Here is a 16,466-nt window from a genome sequence, read left to right on the forward strand (position 1 = left end):
TTAAAATTAATTATTAAACAACATGAAAAATAAATATTTATTATTATTAATAGTTGGTTTGGTTGCGCTAAGCAATACTTCGTGCGAAAGCAGACTTGATATTCCGCAAAAAGGTGTTCTGGACTATTCTTTTTATTACCAAACTGATGAGCATGCTGAAGCAGCTTCTAATGCACTATACATCGAATTAAAAGGTACATATTACAACTATACCATGCTTAAAAATGCTCTGTCTGACGATGTCTGGGCAGGAGGTGGAGGTCGAAATGACAATGCTGAATTAGAAGGTTGCAATGAGTTCTCATTTGGTTCTGACCAAAGTTTCATACGTGGTGTTTGGGAAAGTTATTACAGTTTGATATATAAGGCAAATGTAATTTTAGGTCATATAGAACCTGACACCGATGTAAAGAAAAGAGCTCATGCTGAGGCAAAGTTCTTCCGTGCATTTGCCTATTTCGATCTAATCTCAATGTGGGGAGAAGTTCCACTTGTAGATCACGAACTAACTCCTGATGAGTATCAGATGCCTAAAGCTTCTAAAGAAGAACTGTGGGCACTTGTAGAACAGGATTTGAATGATGCAATCAATTCTGGATATCTTGCCGAAAAACAGGACGCATATGATAATAGTGTTTGGCGTGTAACTAAGCAAGTAGCTCAAACCATGCTTGGAAAAGCACTTCTATGGCAAAATAAATATTCAGAAGCAGCAAAAGTGTTCAATGAAGTTAGAAATAGCGGAAAGTATAAACTATATGAAGGCGAATATCAAAATATTCTTACCTACATTGCAGAAGGTAACAGTGAAAGTATGCTGGAAAGTAACCGTATACTTGACTTGAATAATCCTTGGGATGAGTTTAGCTTCTATGAAGTTATGAACCACTGGCGCATGGATAATTTAGCTGCTAGCTCAGCACAATTCTATGATTATAAAGAAACAGGATGGGGATTTATGGTTCCTCAGAAAAAACTTTATGATGCATTTGTTGCAGAAGAAGGAGTTGATGGATATCGTCTAAATCATACTATGAAAACTTATGAACAAATGAATGAGTTAGGAGTTAAACTACAAAAAGGCAAAAGTATTATAAATGAAGGTGTGTTTTTGTGGAAACGTCGCTTCTCATCATCTGAGGCACCAATTACTTTCTGGTGTTCATATAATAACTATCGCTGGATGCGTTATGCAGAAGTTTTATTACTTGCAGCAGAAGCAAATTTCATGGCAGGAAATCAATCTGAAGCTGATGCAGCTTTAAATGAAGTAAGGAGTCGTGCAAGATTACCTTTCAAACCTGCAACATTGGAAGCCATCAAACTTGAAAAACGTCTGGAACTATGCAGTGAATACACACGATACCAAGATATTATCCGTTGGGGTGATGCTGAAGCACTTCTGAAAAATCAGGGTGCAACTACCCCACTACTTATCAACAAATCAAGTTCTCAGAATGAACCAGATAATGTTGTTGTGGAGTATGTACAATATAATACTGACCCAAGCCGTTATGGATTCAAACCAAAGCATTATCTGCTTCCAATTCCTGCAACAGAAATGAGATTGAATCCAAATATGGTTCAAAATGAAGGATGGTAATTGACATAAATTTTCAAGTTTAAAGAAACATTAAAATGAAGAAACTATTTTGTATTATTATTCTGGCTGGATTATTCAGCCAGAATAATATTTTCTCACAGAATATCACACTCAATAAAAACAATATTGATGAGGTGATAAATGCAATGACCTTAGAGGAAAAAGTAAGAATGGTAATTGGCTGTGGGATGTCGGGTCCTGACGCTAAATTTCCCGGCACAGCAGGGCGTTCTTATGAAATACCTAGACTGGGTATACCTTCAGTATACTTTGCTGATGGACCTCATAAACTGGCAATGAGTGTTCGTCGCGAGTTTGATAGCAATTTTTACTACACAACAGAATTTCCTTCAGGATCTACTGTAGCTGCAACTTTCAATCCCAATGCAGCATATGAGGTTGGTAAAGCTATTGGTACTGAAGTCAAGGACTACGGAATGGATGTATTGCTTGCACCGGGAGTTAACCTTATGAGAAATGTTCTTTGCGGCCGTAATCACGAGTACTATTCAGAGGATCCACTTATAGTAGGAAAAATAGCTGCAGCCTATATCAACGGTGTTCAAAGTCAGGGTATTGGTACAAGTATTAAACACTTCGCTGCCAATAATCAGGAAACAAACCGATACAGCAATGACCCTCAAATGGATCAGCGTACTCTTAGAGAACTTTATCTAAAAGGTTTTGAAATAGCAATCAAAGAGTCATCTCCTTGGACTATTATGACAGCTTATAACAAGATCAACGGTAAGCACACAAGTGAAAATATAGATTTGACAACTACTATTCTTCGCGACGAATGGGGTTATAACGGATTAGTAATATCAGACTGGAATGCAGGTAGTGATGCTATAGCTTCTATGATTGCAGGTAACGATATGTTACAGCCTGGACAAGAAAGACAATACAATGCAATCTATGAAGCAGTTAAAAATGGCCAGCTCGAAGAGAAAATATTAGACAGAAACATAAAGAGAGTTCTTGAGCTTGTAGTTAAAAGTAATACCTTTAATAATAAAAGTTATCCAAACGAGACAGATCTAAAAGCTCATGCTGCTATTTCCCGTAAGGTAGGAACTGAAGGTATTGTACTTCTTACAAACAATGGGGTACTTCCTTTTTCTGAAAAAGTGAATCAAGTTGCTCTTTATGGATCTACATCCTATGATATGGTACCGGCAGGTCAGGGATTTGGTAGTTTGGCATTTGGAAGATACACTGTATCTTTAGTTGAAGGTCTACGCAATGCGAACTATGAGGTTGATAAAAACCTTATCCGCAAATATCAGACACATCTTGCTAGTGAAGAAAAAAGGTTATTTCCAAATGGACGACCACCATTCTCTCTTGCACCACCACCACGTGCAGACGAGTTTATTCCAACAGCAGAAGAGTTGGCAGAACAAGTAAAATCAAATGATGTAGCTATTTTTACTATAGGCAGAGCAAGTTCAGAACCTGTTGATCGTCATGTTAGAGAGTTTTATCTGACTGAAAATGAGCTTGCCCTTTTAAAAGCAGTCTCTGATGCCTATCATTCTGCAGGAAAAAAAGTTATTGTAGTCCTTAATATTTGCAGTCCTGTAGAAACTGCATCATGGAAATCATTAGCTGATGCCATTATATGTGCATTCCAGCCAGGTCAGGAAGTAGGACATTGTGTAACTGACATCTTAATCGGTAAAGTAAATCCTTCTGGTAAACTACCTGTTACCTTTGCCATAAATTATGGTGATGCTGCTTCTGATAAAAATTTCCCATTTGATTATGAATTTAAGATGCCTTCATTTTTTATGGGATCAGGTCTAAGCATACAGGGTGAAAATGAGGAGCCACAGGAAGTAAAGCCTGTGCGTAATATAGATTATACTGTTTACGAAGAAGGCATTTATGTTGGCTACCGCTACTTTGATACTTTTAATAAAAATGTTTCATTTCCTTTTGGTCATGGTCTCTCTTATACTACATTTAACTACAATGTTATTAACTCATCAGTCAATGATGATATTTGTTCAGTCGAAGTTACTGTAACCAACACAGGAAATGTATCTGGGAAAGAGGTTGTACAAGTATATATTACAGCACCTGAAGGAGGTTTGAAAAAACCTAGTAAGGAGTTAAAAGCGTTTGGCAAAACTAGGGAGTTAAATCCCGGTGAAAGTGAAACATTAACTCTTACATGGAAAACAATGGATATGTCCTCTTTTAACGACAAATCCAGCTCCTGGGAATTAGCAAAAGGAAAATATCTGTGGCATATAGCAACATCTGCAGCTGATGTTAAAAGTACTGTAGAGCATAAAATAAACAGCTCTAAGAAAATTAAAGTAAACGATGTAATGAAACCTGCTCAAAAAATTGCCACAATTAGATAATTATGTATCTTTAGCAGATGTTAACTATAATAATCATTAATCTCTAAACTAAACAGTATGAAAAGGAAATGTTCGTTAAATAAGATCATAGTATCTTTTATCTATTTGATGTTGGTTATTCAAGTAACAGCTGCACAGGAACTATTTAAAAACGAAGAATTAACTATTAGCAAGTTAGAGGATAAGACATGGGTAGTAGAGACAAATGATTTGACAACCATGTATATCTTGGAAGGTGACAACCAGGCGATGTTAATCGATACAGGTACAAAATGCAAATCACTTGATAAGATAGTACGAGAAATAACACAGAAACCTCTTACTGTAGTGCTTACCCACAATCACAAAGACCATGCAGGAAATATTCACTATTTCGAGCAAGTTTATATGCATCCTTCTGACACCACAGTTGCCGTAAATATTCAATTTGAAGGCGAATATAAATGGATGGCAGATGGTGATGTTTTTGACTTGGGTGGAAGAAAGATAGAAGTTTACCTGATGCCGGGACACACACCCGGGTCTGTAGTATTTGTTGACAAATCAATCAATGCAGCTTTCACAGGAGATGCTTTCGGATCAGGGCAGGTATGGTTGCAGCTGAGACCACATGTCCCAATGTCCGAATATTATGCTTCTTGTGTAAGGATGGAGAAGATAATGAATGAACATAATATCAGTAAACTTTATGTTGGTCATTATCCTCACGTTAAGCGCCCAATGGATTTAAGTTATCTTATAGATATGAAGACTCTGGCGAAGGAAATAAGTGAAGGAAATTTTTCCGAAGCAAAAGATTATCCTAATATGGGATTAGATATTTCATGCGAGAATCCAAAGATAGCTGCAAACGGTCAATCAATGATAGTATTCGACCCTGAGAATATAAATTAGCATTAAAATGAAGAAATATATAAAACTGTTTTATCTGTCACTGACTTTTCTCATATGCATTAGTGTTTCAGCACAAACAGGCAGACCACAAAGTAAAATAATTACTGATAGCATTTATAGTGAAATATTAGATGCTTACCGTACTTACAATATTTTTCTGCCTCAAAGTTATGAAATGGATAAGGATAAGAAATATCCTATACTCTATCTCTTACATGGAGTCATGGACACTAATCAGGGTTGGACAACCAGAGGTCATTTAAAAGATGTTATGGATCAACTTATTGCCTCCGGAGAAGCTGGTGAGATGATTATTGTAACACCAAATGCAGGGGGTAATATTTATGCAGGTGAATGGAATGGCTATTTCAACATGCCTGGCTGGGCTTATGAGGATTTCTTCTTTAAGGAGTTCTTAGTTTACATAGAAAAAAACTACAGAGTTAAAGGTGATAAACAAAACCGTGCTATTGCAGGCCTTTCAATGGGAGGAGGTGGATCAACCAGTTATGCTCAAAAACATCCTGATATGTTTTGTGCAGTTTATGCTATGAGTGCACTTATGAATATCCCAAATGTTGGGGGATTACCTCCTCAGAATCCCGACGACAAGATGGCAATTCTGAATAAATCAGTTATTGAAAACAGCTGTATTAAATTTATAGAAGAAGCCAGCGATGAAACTAAAGAGATGCTTAGAACCGTAAAATGGTTTGTAGACTGCGGTGATGATGACTTTCTGCTGGACCGGAATATTGAGTTCATACAAGCTATGCATAAAGCAGATATACCATTTCAGTTCAGAGTTCGTGATGGTGGTCACACTTGGGAATACTGGCACTCAGCACTCTATATCAGCCTTCCATTTATCTCTCGCACGTTTAGTAAATAAAGATTTAAATATCAGAACAATACAGATTAATTTAAACAATTTAGAAACATGAAAAAAGTAACAATTTTGTTAGTGACACTATTTATGTGTTCAATTACTTTCGCCCAACAAGCTTTATGGGGTGGCGAGCCAATAGTATCACCTGAAATCCATGATGATAACACGGTAACTTTCAGGCTAAGATCACCCAAAGCAGTTAAAGTAGAAATAACAGGTGATTTTCTGGCACCACAAAAGGTTGAAACTGATTTTGGTACATTTGATGTCCCGGGAACAGCACAATTGAAAGAAGGTGCAAATGGCGTTTGGGAATATACAACTCCTGAACCATTAGCATCAGAATTATATAGTTATACATTTATAGTAGACGGACAACGAATGAATGATCCTGCAAACGTAGATATGATTCGTGATGTTGCTTCAATAACTAATATATTCATCATTCCCGGCAATCCAGGTGACCTGTATAGTGTAAAAGATATACCCCATGGTACAGTTGCCAGACGCTGGTATGATAGTCCAACATTAAAAGAGCAGAGACGTATTACAATTTACACTCCTCCAGGTTATGAAAATAGCAAAGAAACATATCCTGTATTTTATCTGCTTCACGGGTCCGGTGGTGATGAAGAGGCCTGGATTGCTTTAGGCCGTACAGCACAGATCCTTGACAACTTAATTGCTCAGGGTAAAGCTAAGCCAATGATTGTAGTAATGCCTAATGGTCATACACAAAATGTTGCAGCTCCAACTGAATCGTTCAGACAATACAAACCTGCAATGGGTGGTGGACCACGCGAAGCAGTTGCCAGTATGGAAGACAGCTTTGGTGATATCATCAAATTTGTAGAGAGCAATTACAGAGTGAAAAAAGATAAAGCCAATCGTGCTATTGCTGGATTGTCGATGGGTGGTATGCACTCAGCAGCTATTTCTGCACAATATCCTAACACATTCAACTATATAGGTGTTTTCTCTGCACCTCCAATTGCCAGTATGATGGCTCGCAATGATAGTGAGAGAGCAAAATATGCTGAAGAGTTTGTAAAAAAACTGGAAGTACAGAAAAAGAATGGCTATAAATTATATTGGATTGCATGTGGCGATACAGATTTTCTTTATCAAGGTGTAATTGACAGCATGAAGAAGATGGATGAAATTGGCTTTAATTACACTTATAGAGAAAGTGGTGAAGGTCATATATGGAAAAACTGGAGAATATATTTATCTGAATTTGCACCAATGTTATTTAAATAATTAAGATATGAAGAGACTTGTTTACCTATCCCTTTTTCTGTTCATATGTACATTTATAGATGCACAGGAATTGGCAAATTTCATGAACAGAACACCTATTGTATCTCCTGATATTGCAGGAAACGAAGTAACCTTTCGAATAAGAGCACCAAAGGCAAGAGATGTAAAAATCTATGGCTCATGGATGGCTAACTATTCCGACACTGAAACTCTGAAAGAGAATAATGAAGGAGTATGGGAAGTAACAATCCCAACACCGGATCCTGATATATACACCTATCATTTTATCGTAGATGGTGTAGTTATCAGTGATGCAAATAATATTCTAATGCAGAGAGATGGAACAAGATACCTCAGCATGTTGTTAGTAGATGGAGAAAAATCTGCCAATTACAAAGAAGCAAATAAACGAGGTAATCTTACAAAAGTATGGTACGACTCTCCCACTTTAAACATGACCAGAAGAATGTATGTTTATACTCCATACGGTTATGAAAAAGGGAAAGAAAAATATCCTGTACTTTATCTGCTTCATGGAGGTGGTGGAGATGAAGATGCCTGGTCAAATATGGGGCGTGCATGCCAGATACTCGATAATCTTATAGAACAGGGTAAAGCTAAACCAATGATTGTGGTAATGCCAAATGGAAATCCAGGTCAGCAGGCAGCCAAACCATTAATGTTGCCAGAAAAACCCTTTAATTATCAAGATCCTGCAACTGCTAACTTATACATACATAGTTTAGCTAAAGATATCGTACCATTTATTGAAAAGAACTACAGAGTAATTGCTAAACGCGATTCCAGAGCCGTTTCTGGTCTTTCAATGGGTGGTGGTCATACAATGAATGTTGCGAACAACTATCCCGGAATGTTTGGTTATATAGCACCAATGAGTATGGGTATCAGAGAAGGACAAGATATTGACGAACAGCTGCAAGCTCTGAAAAAAGCTGGTTATAAGTTATACTGGCTGGCATGTGGTGACGCTGATTTTGCCTATCCGGGAGCAAAACTTCTTCATGAAGCACTTGAAAGAAATGGCTTAACTCACACATTCCATGTAACAGGTGGTGGACACACCTGGTCAAACTGGCGTGATTACCTGAATACTTTAGCTCCACTTTTATTTAGATAGATTTTTAAGTTAAACATATTCTGGAAGTCGTAGTTTTTATGTATTTAATCAGAAAGCGGAAAGCGAATGAGCTTTCCGCTTTTATTATCTAATCTCGATACCCTCCTTTTCGCACAATTCCAAAGCCATTTCTCGTAAACGAAACTTCTGTATCTTTCCACTTCCTGTCATTGGAAAACTATCAACAATAAATACGTAACGAGGTATTTTATATTTAGCTATATGCCCTTTGCAGAAATCACGAACATCCTGAGTATTTAGATCGTATCCATCTTTTTGAATTATGAATGCTCCTACATCCTCTCCATACCGTTCTGATGCAACAGCTACAACCTGTACATCTTTCACCCCCGGCATTTTATAAAGATAATCCTCCACTTCCTTAGGAGATATATTTTCCCCACCACGAATAATAATATCCTTTATACGTCCGGTAATTCTGAAATTACCATTTTCGTCCTTTACTCCCAGATCACCCGAATGCATAAACCCATTTGAGTCAATAACTTCTGCAGTAGCCACAGGATTTTTATAATATCCTTTCATCACATTGTAACCCCTGCAGCACATTTCACCCTCTTCGCCAACAGCACACTCTTCGCCAGTTTCAGGATTAAGTACTTTCACCTCTGTGAATTCATATTCCCTTCCCACAGTAGTACAGCGCACTTCAAAGGGATCCTCCACCCTGCTCTGCGTCATTCCAGGAGAAGTCTCAGTCATACCATACACACTCGTCAGATTCATATACATTTTTTCATTCACTTCCTTCATCAACTCTTCAGGGCAAAGTGCACCTGCCATAATTCCAGTTCTCAGAGAACTCATATCAAAGAGTGAAAACATAGAGTGGTTTAGCATTGATATAAACATTGTTGGCACCCCATGCAATACAGTACAACGTTCTTTGTGGACTGAAACCAATGTCAAAAGTGGATCAAATTTCTCTACCATTACCTGTGTACTACCATGTGTCAAACAGCACATTGTTGCAAGTACTACACCAAAACAGTGGAACAAAGGTACACAGATACAACATTTATCATCCTTGGTGAAATTCATATGTACTCCTGTCAAATATCCATTATTGGCTATATTGTGGTGAGTAAGCATAACCCCTTTAGGGAAACCGGTTGTACCTGAAGTATATTGCATATTGACAACATCATGACAGTTAGTAAGTGACCTCAGTCTTTTAAACTCGTTATCAGGTACATTCTTTCCCAGTAACAAAATTTCTGCTGTATTATACATACCTCTGTACTTCTCCTGACCAATATACACTACATTCTTAAGTTTCGGGAAACGATCAGATTTTAGCTTACCTCTCTGTTTTGTTTTCAGCTCAGGAATCAACTCGTATATAATATCTGTGTAACAACTTCCGGCAACACCATCAGTCATACACAAAGTATGCATATCCGAGTTCTTCATCAAGTAGTCAATTTCATCCAACCGATAACTTGTATTCACAGTTACAGCAACTGCTCCAATTTTGGCAGTTGCATAGAGAAATGTAAGCCAGTCAGGAACATTCTGAGCCCATATACCGACATTACTCCCACGAGTCACCCCTATAGATATTAAACCTTTGGCCATATTATCCACCCTATCGTTGAATTTCTTCCATGTATATCGCAGATCACGATCTGAGTAAACAATATATTCCTTATCAGGAGACTCTTTTGCCCAATATTCCAGCCAGTCGCCCAATGTCCTGTCAGACAACTTTATATCAAATTCACTGTTCATTATTGTTTTATATTATGAAGGAGAATAAACAACAGCAAGTATCTTTGCTCCATTATCATCTATAGATGTTACAAGGTGATCTACAATAGAATCATAATATATAGAATCACCCTTATTCAGAATATAGGTCTCTGCACCATACCTAACTTTTATAGAACCCTCCAGCACAAAAAGGAACTCTTCCCCTTCGTGAGTAGAGCATGTCTCATTGCCATTTTCAGTTTGAATATTAATCAGAAAAGGTTCCATATTACGTCCTGCTTTACTTGAAGCCAGGGATATAAAATCCATGTGTGAATTACTATTGGTCTGATGACTAGTGAAAGTTACTGATTGATGATGTTCTTCACTTCGATTTAAGACAGGGCCAATCTGTTCACTATCATCAAGAAAAGTTCCAAGTCGCACCCCTAAAGCCCTTGATATTTTAATTAAAGATGACAAAGATGGAATCTCATCACTCTCACAAATTCTGTTTACTTGCTCTAAAGACAGACTCGATCCTTCGGCAAGTTCAGCAGCTGATATTTTTTTATCAGCACATAAAATCTTAATTTTATCTGTTACTGTAGACATTGATTTAATAGTACGTTTGTTTCAGGAATTGTTTCAGACCGCAAATGTAAAAGATTATAATTAATAAGGCAAATTATATTGTAAAATGTTATATTTAATGATTTATTTATAATAAATTATTTGACGGTTAATTAATTATTCCAATAGATGTAACTTTATAGATAATAGTTGTTTTAATAGATAGATTTAATTAATAAAATCATATGTGTTTCACGGTATCATTTGAAGGGAAGGCTATTAAAGCAGTAAAAGAACATCTTATAAATAACAAGAATTTAAAGATGAACGGAGAATTTAGTGATGTTTATTATCTTGTATCCGGGTTCTCCCATCCAAGACTGCCTGTAATAAAAAAGCACTCTATTGATATATCAGAATGGGGGTTAATACCATCATTTGTAACTGATGAAGAAAAAGCTAATGAATTGGCCAACATGACTCTCAATGCCAGAAGTGATACCATTCACGAAAAGCCATCATTCCGCAACTCTATAAAAAGCAACAGATGTGTTCTACCACTAGACGGTTTTTATGAGTGGCAACAAGCAGGTAAAATAAAACTACCCTATTACATCTATCCGACTGATGAAACAGTCTTTTACCTTGGTTGCATATATAACACTTGGGTAAATAAAAATACAGGAGAGATCAGAGATACATTCTCCATAATTACTACAGAAGCCAATCCCTTGATGGAGATTATTCACAACACAAAAAAACGAATGCCACTGATATTACCAAAATATGCACTTGAAACTTGGGTTGATCCATCAACTAGTATCAATGAAATTAATAACATGATGAAACCATATCCAGATGATTTGATGTCGGCCTATACTATTACTCAGAACGCTGGCAATGCAAGATTTAACAGAAACATTCCTGAAATTAAGCAAAGAATAGAACCCTCTTTATTCTAATATTTTAAAGATTACAATTTTAATGTTTTAATGAACCTCATCTTCTCTGATATGAAACAAAAAGCTTTACAAATATTTCTGGCAGGAGTTGATAATGTTCTACCCAACAAACTGGTAAATAAAGTTTTTTCAAGAAAAGATTTTCAACTAGACAAATTCAATAATATATATTTGTTAGCTTTTGGAAAAGCTTCATTTTTAATGGCTAAAGAAGCTGAAAATATATTAGGAGAAAGAATTGTCGATGGGGTGGTTATTACAACATATGGCAATGGAGGAAAACTAGATAAACTCAAAGTAATTGAAGCGGGTCACCCCATACCTGATAATAATGGATTGAAAGCAACAAAACTGGTTCTTAATATAGCAGATAAGGCACAAGAAAATGATCTGGTACTATGTCTGATTTCTGGTGGTTCATCTGCATTATTGGCTGACTATCCAACAGATGCTACAATCAACGATCTGAAGAAAGCAAGTGAGCTATTAATTAATAGTGGTGCTTCGATCTCAGAGATAAATTGTGTTAGAAAGCATTTATCTAGTGTTAAGGGTGGCCAGCTTGCAAAAGCTATTTATCCTGCATCTACAATCAGCCTGATACTTTCAGATGTGGTAGGTGATAAATTGGATGTTATAGCATCTGGTATTACAGCACCTGATTGCACAACATTTTCTGATGCTATACAAGTTTTAAAAAAGTACAATCTAATAGAAACCTTTCCTTCAGTTTTTATAAATCATCTGAGAAAGGGAATGGCAGGAATAATTGATGAGACCGCTAAACCTGATGACATTGTATTTAACAAAGTAGAAAATCTAATAATAGGTAGTAATAAAATAGCTTTAGATGGAGCGGCCGAAAAAGCCAAAGAATTAGGCTTCGAGACATATTTAATAACTGACAGACTGGAAGGAGATTACAAATATGTTGCTGATTTCATATTCAAAACCATCAATTCAAAAAAACCGAAAGACATAGTTATAAAATCAGATAATAAGAAACCTCGCTGTCTTCTGTTTGGGGGCGAGTCAACTGTTTATGTTTCCGGCAATGGTAGAGGAGGCCGCAATCAACACCTGGCGCTATATCTGGCAATTAAAATTAATGGTGCAGAGAATGTTACCATACTTTGTGCAGGGACTGATGGGTTAGAAGGGCAGACTGACGCAGCGGGAGCAGTAATTGACGGATTCACTGTATCACATTCAATAAAAAATAATTTGCAACCAGACGATTACCTTTTGAATTTCGATTCATATAATTTCTTTGATAAGTTAGGGGATAGTGTCAAAATAGGAAATAGTGGAACTAATGTTATGGACTTGACAGTTGTACTGATAAATGAATAAGAACAAAATAAATTTATTAAAAAGTAAAACCATGAACAACATAATCGTAGGACTGGGAGAGATTCTCTGGGATATTTTTTCAGATCAGAAAGTTTTAGGTGGAGCCCCCGCCAATTTTGCATATCATGTTTCACAACAGGGATATAAAGGTTATATAGTGAGTTCTATTGGAAATGATGAGTTTGGTAGTGAAATAATCAGCCTGCTTAAAGATAAAAATCTAAATTATATAATAGATATTAACGATTATCCAACAGGTGTTGTGAATATTAAATTAAATAGTTACGGTGAACCGCAATATGAAATAGTAGAAGATGTGGCCTGGGAAAATATGCTTTTTACCAAAGAAATGGAAGATCTGGCAAGAAAAACCTCAGCAGTATGTTTTGGTACTTTAGCACAGCGAAGCCTTTTATCTCACAATACAATCAACAAATTTCTAAACACTGTTCCTGAAAACTGCATAAAGATTTTTGATATTAACCTACGCCAAAATTTTTATAGTAAAAGCATTATACAAGGCTCATTGGAAAAAGCTGATATTTTAAAATTGAATGATCATGAAATTAATGTAATGGCAGAACTTTATAACATGAAAGAGATGAAAGAACAGGAGATTTGTCTCAAACTTAAAGATCTGTTTTCACTTGAAATAGTTATTCTTACAAAAGGTACCAATGGTAGTTTTATATTCAGTAATAATGAAATATCATTTCTGCATACTCCCAAAGTAAATGTTGTTGACACTGTAGGTGCAGGCGATGCATTTACTGCTGCTTTTATAACATCATACCTTAAAGGCAAGCCAATAAAAGAAGCCCATAAATCAGCCGTAGAAGTTTCGGCATTTGTTTGTCGTCAACAAGGTGCAATGCCCAAATTTTAAGAACGTTTTGAAAGGTATTTTCTCACAGGTATATCATATATTTTCAAAATAATCCAGGCCAATAATATATTACCAATCAAGAGTACTATTGCCACTGGCCATACCTCCGAAAATGTTAATCCATTTTTCCATACCCATGAGTAGAAAAGATACATAAATGGATAGTGTACCATGTAAAGAGGATACGAAATATCTCCAAGAAATTTAGATAAACGCTCCGAAGTTTTACTCTTTAGTTTTCCTGATGCACCTATATATACCAGAAAAGGGAAAACAATTATAGTGCAAATTGCATCATATAAACCATTTATCCATAGCTCATCACTACTTCCAATAAAGGGCATCGAAAGCAGAAAAACTATTACAACACTGCATATTATGAAAGCTCCCTTAATTTTTCCAGGTTTAAACAGACGTGACATTAATAATCCGGCTGAAAAGGTATAAAGCAATCGCAGCATTCCTCCAATGAAATTATTGTCTGCGAGGGTCCACCCTACCCCCAAGTGCCAAAAACCGGAAAAATTGCCAACAGCAAAAGTAAAAAGACCGATTCCTGACAAAATCACTACAGCCTTAAGTCCCTTAGTAGATAAGCGGCGAAGGAAAAGTGCATAAAATATATTACCTATATATTCAAAAAAAAGCGACCAGCTAGGTCCGTTCAAAGGAAACATCTCTCCATTTCCACGTACTTCCACACCACTACCCGGCATAGCAGGTAACAGAAAAATGTGCAGAAGAAATGCAGAAGCTATCATCAGGATCGAAACTTTAGAGCCGTCCCATGCTTCTCCGCCCTGAATAAGAAATGTAATCAAACCTAAAAATGCACCCATTATAACCATTGGCTGCAAACGAATTAATCTTCTGCGGAAAAAACCACTAATATTCATTTTCCCCCACCTGTCATCATATGCATAACCAATTACAAAGCCTGACAGAACAAAGAAAAAATCGACAGCCAAATAACCGTGATTAAATTTCTGATCCATTGAACTTGTTGCAAAAGCTTCAAATATATGATAGAATATTACCATAATTGCGGCCACGCCACGTAATCCGTTGAGTATCTGATAATGTGGTTTAGTATCAGTAAACGATGCAGAGGGTTTAATTGACATAAAAAAGTGTTGTTCTATAATTGTGTATAAAAAACAAAAGTAAGCATTTTTCATCTAACCCTCATTAAAGGTACATATCTGAATAAAATGTAGTTAGAATATGCCTCAAAATTATAGTTGTAAAACATTCAATATCAAGGTAAAAAAAATCAAATCAACTCAATCAATTATAACTTATCTTTCATTATCTTTGAAAAATTAAACATCTTAAACTATGAAGCATTCAGTAAAATACACAAGCCCAACTAATGAGTACTACATAGAAACTGTATCATGTAATTTTTAGCTTATAATAAAAAAATGAATGTCATGAAGAGAATTGTTTTACTGATTGGTTTTTGTCTGATATTTACAAGTCAGGCAGATGCTCAAAGTTTTCTTAATAAGTTGGGAAAATCTATTAAGGAGACTGTTGAAAATACTGTGGAACGTAATGTGGTTGAAAAAACTGAAGAGGTAACTGAAAAAGCTTTGGATGTAAAAGCAAATAAAAAAAATGGTGAAAGTACTGATGATGAGGAGTCAGAAAATGAATCTCAGGATAATTCAGTTCAAAACACAAAACAGGAGCCTCAGCAAAAATTATCAAGTACAAGCAGGTATGATTTCGTACCGGGAGATCAGATTCTCTATTTTGAGGATTTCTCTCAAGATGCAATTGGCGACTTCCCGGCATTGTGGACTTCAAACGGCAGTGGCGAAATTAAAACAGTCAATATTGCACCGGGGAACTGGTTTCATTTGAATGGCGAAGATGCTGTATACTGTTACATGGAAGAGATAGATTTTCCTGAAAACTTCATAGTGGAATTTGATATAATACCTGATGAAGAGTTTGGTTATGGTATCCAGTTTACACTTTATCAAGAAAGAGAAGGTGATCCTAAAGAGTTGAATAATGACCTGTATCCTGGACAGGCAGGACTCCATCTGGTTCTGAGAAATGAAAGGTGGGAAAGCAAAGGCTATAAGGATGGGGAAGATTGGATTGAAGGTAGTGCTTCCAAGAACCCTGTAATCAGAGAAAAGTTAAACCACGTCATTCTATGGATTCAAAAACGGAGAGTGAGAGTTTATCACCAGAATGAAAAAGTAATGGATATGCCTACTAATATTTATCCCGGTGTTAAATTCAATCGTATACGTTTCTCCGGATGGGACAGACACAGTGAACCATTTATTTCTAACATTAAGATTACAACCGCATCACCAGATACGCGCAGTAAGCTGATAACTGAAGGTAAACTTGTTACATATGGAATCACTTTTGATGTCAACAAATCTGATGTAAAACCTGAGTCTTATGGCACTCTTAAAAGTATTGCTGATGTACTCAAAGAAAACGGATCTGTGACAGTGAAAATAATAGGCCATACTGATAGTGATGGAGATGACAATATGAATCTTGATTTATCGAAACGAAGAGCTGAATCTGTAAAAAATGAGTTAATAAATATTTTTGGTATCGATGCTGCTCGTTTAGAAACTGATGGTGCAGGTGAAACTAAACCTATAGCTCCTAATGACACTCCGGCAAACAAAGCACAAAACCGTCGGGTAGAATTTATAAAAACAAATTAGTCACATAAATAGCAGGGTGATCTATCAGAAATCACCCTGCTAAATTAAATGATATTATTTGTTGAATTAAATATACGGCAAACAATAATCATTAATATCTATGTTGATCAGTAAA

Annotated in this window: 13 protein-coding genes; 10 read left to right on the plus strand and 3 right to left on the minus strand. The window is 36.2% G+C overall.

What is annotated here, in order from left to right:
* The first annotated feature begins 22 nt into the window (after positions 1 to 22).
* From BN1354_RS04885 to BN1354_RS04910, 6 genes are read left to right on the plus strand one after another with little or no spacing between them, the layout of a single operon-like run.
* Positions 23 to 1,603, plus strand: a complete 1,581-nt coding sequence (locus BN1354_RS04885; protein WP_053826424.1) for a RagB/SusD family nutrient uptake outer membrane protein — start codon at positions 23 to 25, stop codon at positions 1,601 to 1,603.
* Between the two features lie 35 nt (positions 1,604 to 1,638).
* Complete coding sequence (locus tag BN1354_RS04890; protein ID WP_053826425.1) at positions 1,639 to 3,978, plus strand: beta-glucosidase; 2,340 nt, start codon at positions 1,639 to 1,641, stop codon at positions 3,976 to 3,978.
* A gap of 57 nt (positions 3,979 to 4,035) precedes the next feature.
* Positions 4,036 to 4,872 (plus strand): MBL fold metallo-hydrolase, encoded by an 837-nt coding sequence (locus BN1354_RS04895; RefSeq protein ID WP_074010732.1) that lies wholly within the window; start codon positions 4,036 to 4,038, stop codon positions 4,870 to 4,872.
* Between the two features lie 7 nt (positions 4,873 to 4,879).
* A complete protein-coding gene (locus BN1354_RS04900) occupies positions 4,880 to 5,764 on the plus strand; it encodes an alpha/beta hydrolase (RefSeq protein ID WP_053826427.1) in 885 nt (294 codons plus the stop codon).
* Positions 5,765 to 5,812: 48 nt separating this feature from the next.
* The gene (locus BN1354_RS04905; protein ID WP_045089467.1) at positions 5,813 to 7,021 is read left to right on the plus strand and encodes an esterase; all 1,209 of its coding nucleotides are present in this window, start codon (positions 5,813 to 5,815) and stop codon (positions 7,019 to 7,021) included.
* Between the two features lie 7 nt (positions 7,022 to 7,028).
* A complete protein-coding gene (locus BN1354_RS04910) occupies positions 7,029 to 8,159 on the plus strand; it encodes an alpha/beta hydrolase (RefSeq protein ID WP_053826428.1) in 1,131 nt (376 codons plus the stop codon).
* An 84-nt stretch (positions 8,160 to 8,243) separates the two neighbouring features.
* Here the strand turns inward: BN1354_RS04910 and BN1354_RS04915 are convergent, their stop codons facing one another.
* Positions 8,244 to 9,911: an AMP-binding protein gene (locus BN1354_RS04915; protein ID WP_053826429.1), complete on the minus strand. Its 1,668-nt coding sequence runs from the start codon at positions 9,909 to 9,911 to the stop codon at positions 8,244 to 8,246.
* A gap of 12 nt (positions 9,912 to 9,923) precedes the next feature.
* Positions 9,924 to 10,487, minus strand: a complete 564-nt coding sequence (locus tag BN1354_RS04920; RefSeq protein WP_045089464.1) for a helix-turn-helix domain-containing protein — start codon at positions 10,485 to 10,487, stop codon at positions 9,924 to 9,926.
* 281 nt (positions 10,488 to 10,768) lie between these two features.
* On the opposite strand from BN1354_RS04920, the gene BN1354_RS04925 reads away from it, so the two are divergent.
* The 3 genes from BN1354_RS04925 to BN1354_RS04935 are packed head-to-tail and all read left to right on the plus strand — an operon-like array spanning position 10,769 to position 13,646.
* On the plus strand, positions 10,769 to 11,407 hold the full coding sequence (locus tag BN1354_RS04925) for an SOS response-associated peptidase (protein ID WP_197271995.1): 639 nt from the start codon (positions 10,769 to 10,771) through the stop codon (positions 11,405 to 11,407).
* A gap of 51 nt (positions 11,408 to 11,458) precedes the next feature.
* Entirely contained in the window at positions 11,459 to 12,760 is a 1,302-nt protein-coding gene (locus BN1354_RS04930; protein ID WP_197271996.1) for a glycerate kinase type-2 family protein, read from the plus strand.
* Positions 12,761 to 12,791: 31 nt separating this feature from the next.
* On the plus strand, positions 12,792 to 13,646 hold the full coding sequence (locus BN1354_RS04935; protein WP_045089461.1) for a carbohydrate kinase family protein: 855 nt from the start codon (positions 12,792 to 12,794) through the stop codon (positions 13,644 to 13,646).
* Here the strand turns inward: BN1354_RS04935 and BN1354_RS04940 are convergent.
* Complete coding sequence (locus tag BN1354_RS04940) at positions 13,643 to 14,770, minus strand: acyltransferase family protein (RefSeq protein WP_053826431.1); 1,128 nt, start codon at positions 14,768 to 14,770, stop codon at positions 13,643 to 13,645. The genes BN1354_RS04935 and BN1354_RS04940 overlap by 4 nt on opposite strands.
* Positions 14,771 to 15,079: 309 nt before the next feature.
* Here BN1354_RS04940 and BN1354_RS04945 point away from each other — a divergent pair, with 309 nt between their 5' ends.
* Entirely contained in the window at positions 15,080 to 16,351 is a 1,272-nt protein-coding gene (locus BN1354_RS04945; RefSeq protein WP_053826432.1) for an OmpA family protein, read from the plus strand.
* Positions 16,352 to 16,466: the final 115 nt, after the last annotated feature.

Origin of the sequence: Lascolabacillus massiliensis, assembly GCF_001282625.1 — a bacterium.
GTDB lineage: Bacteria > Bacteroidota > Bacteroidia > Bacteroidales > Dysgonomonadaceae > Proteiniphilum > Proteiniphilum massiliensis.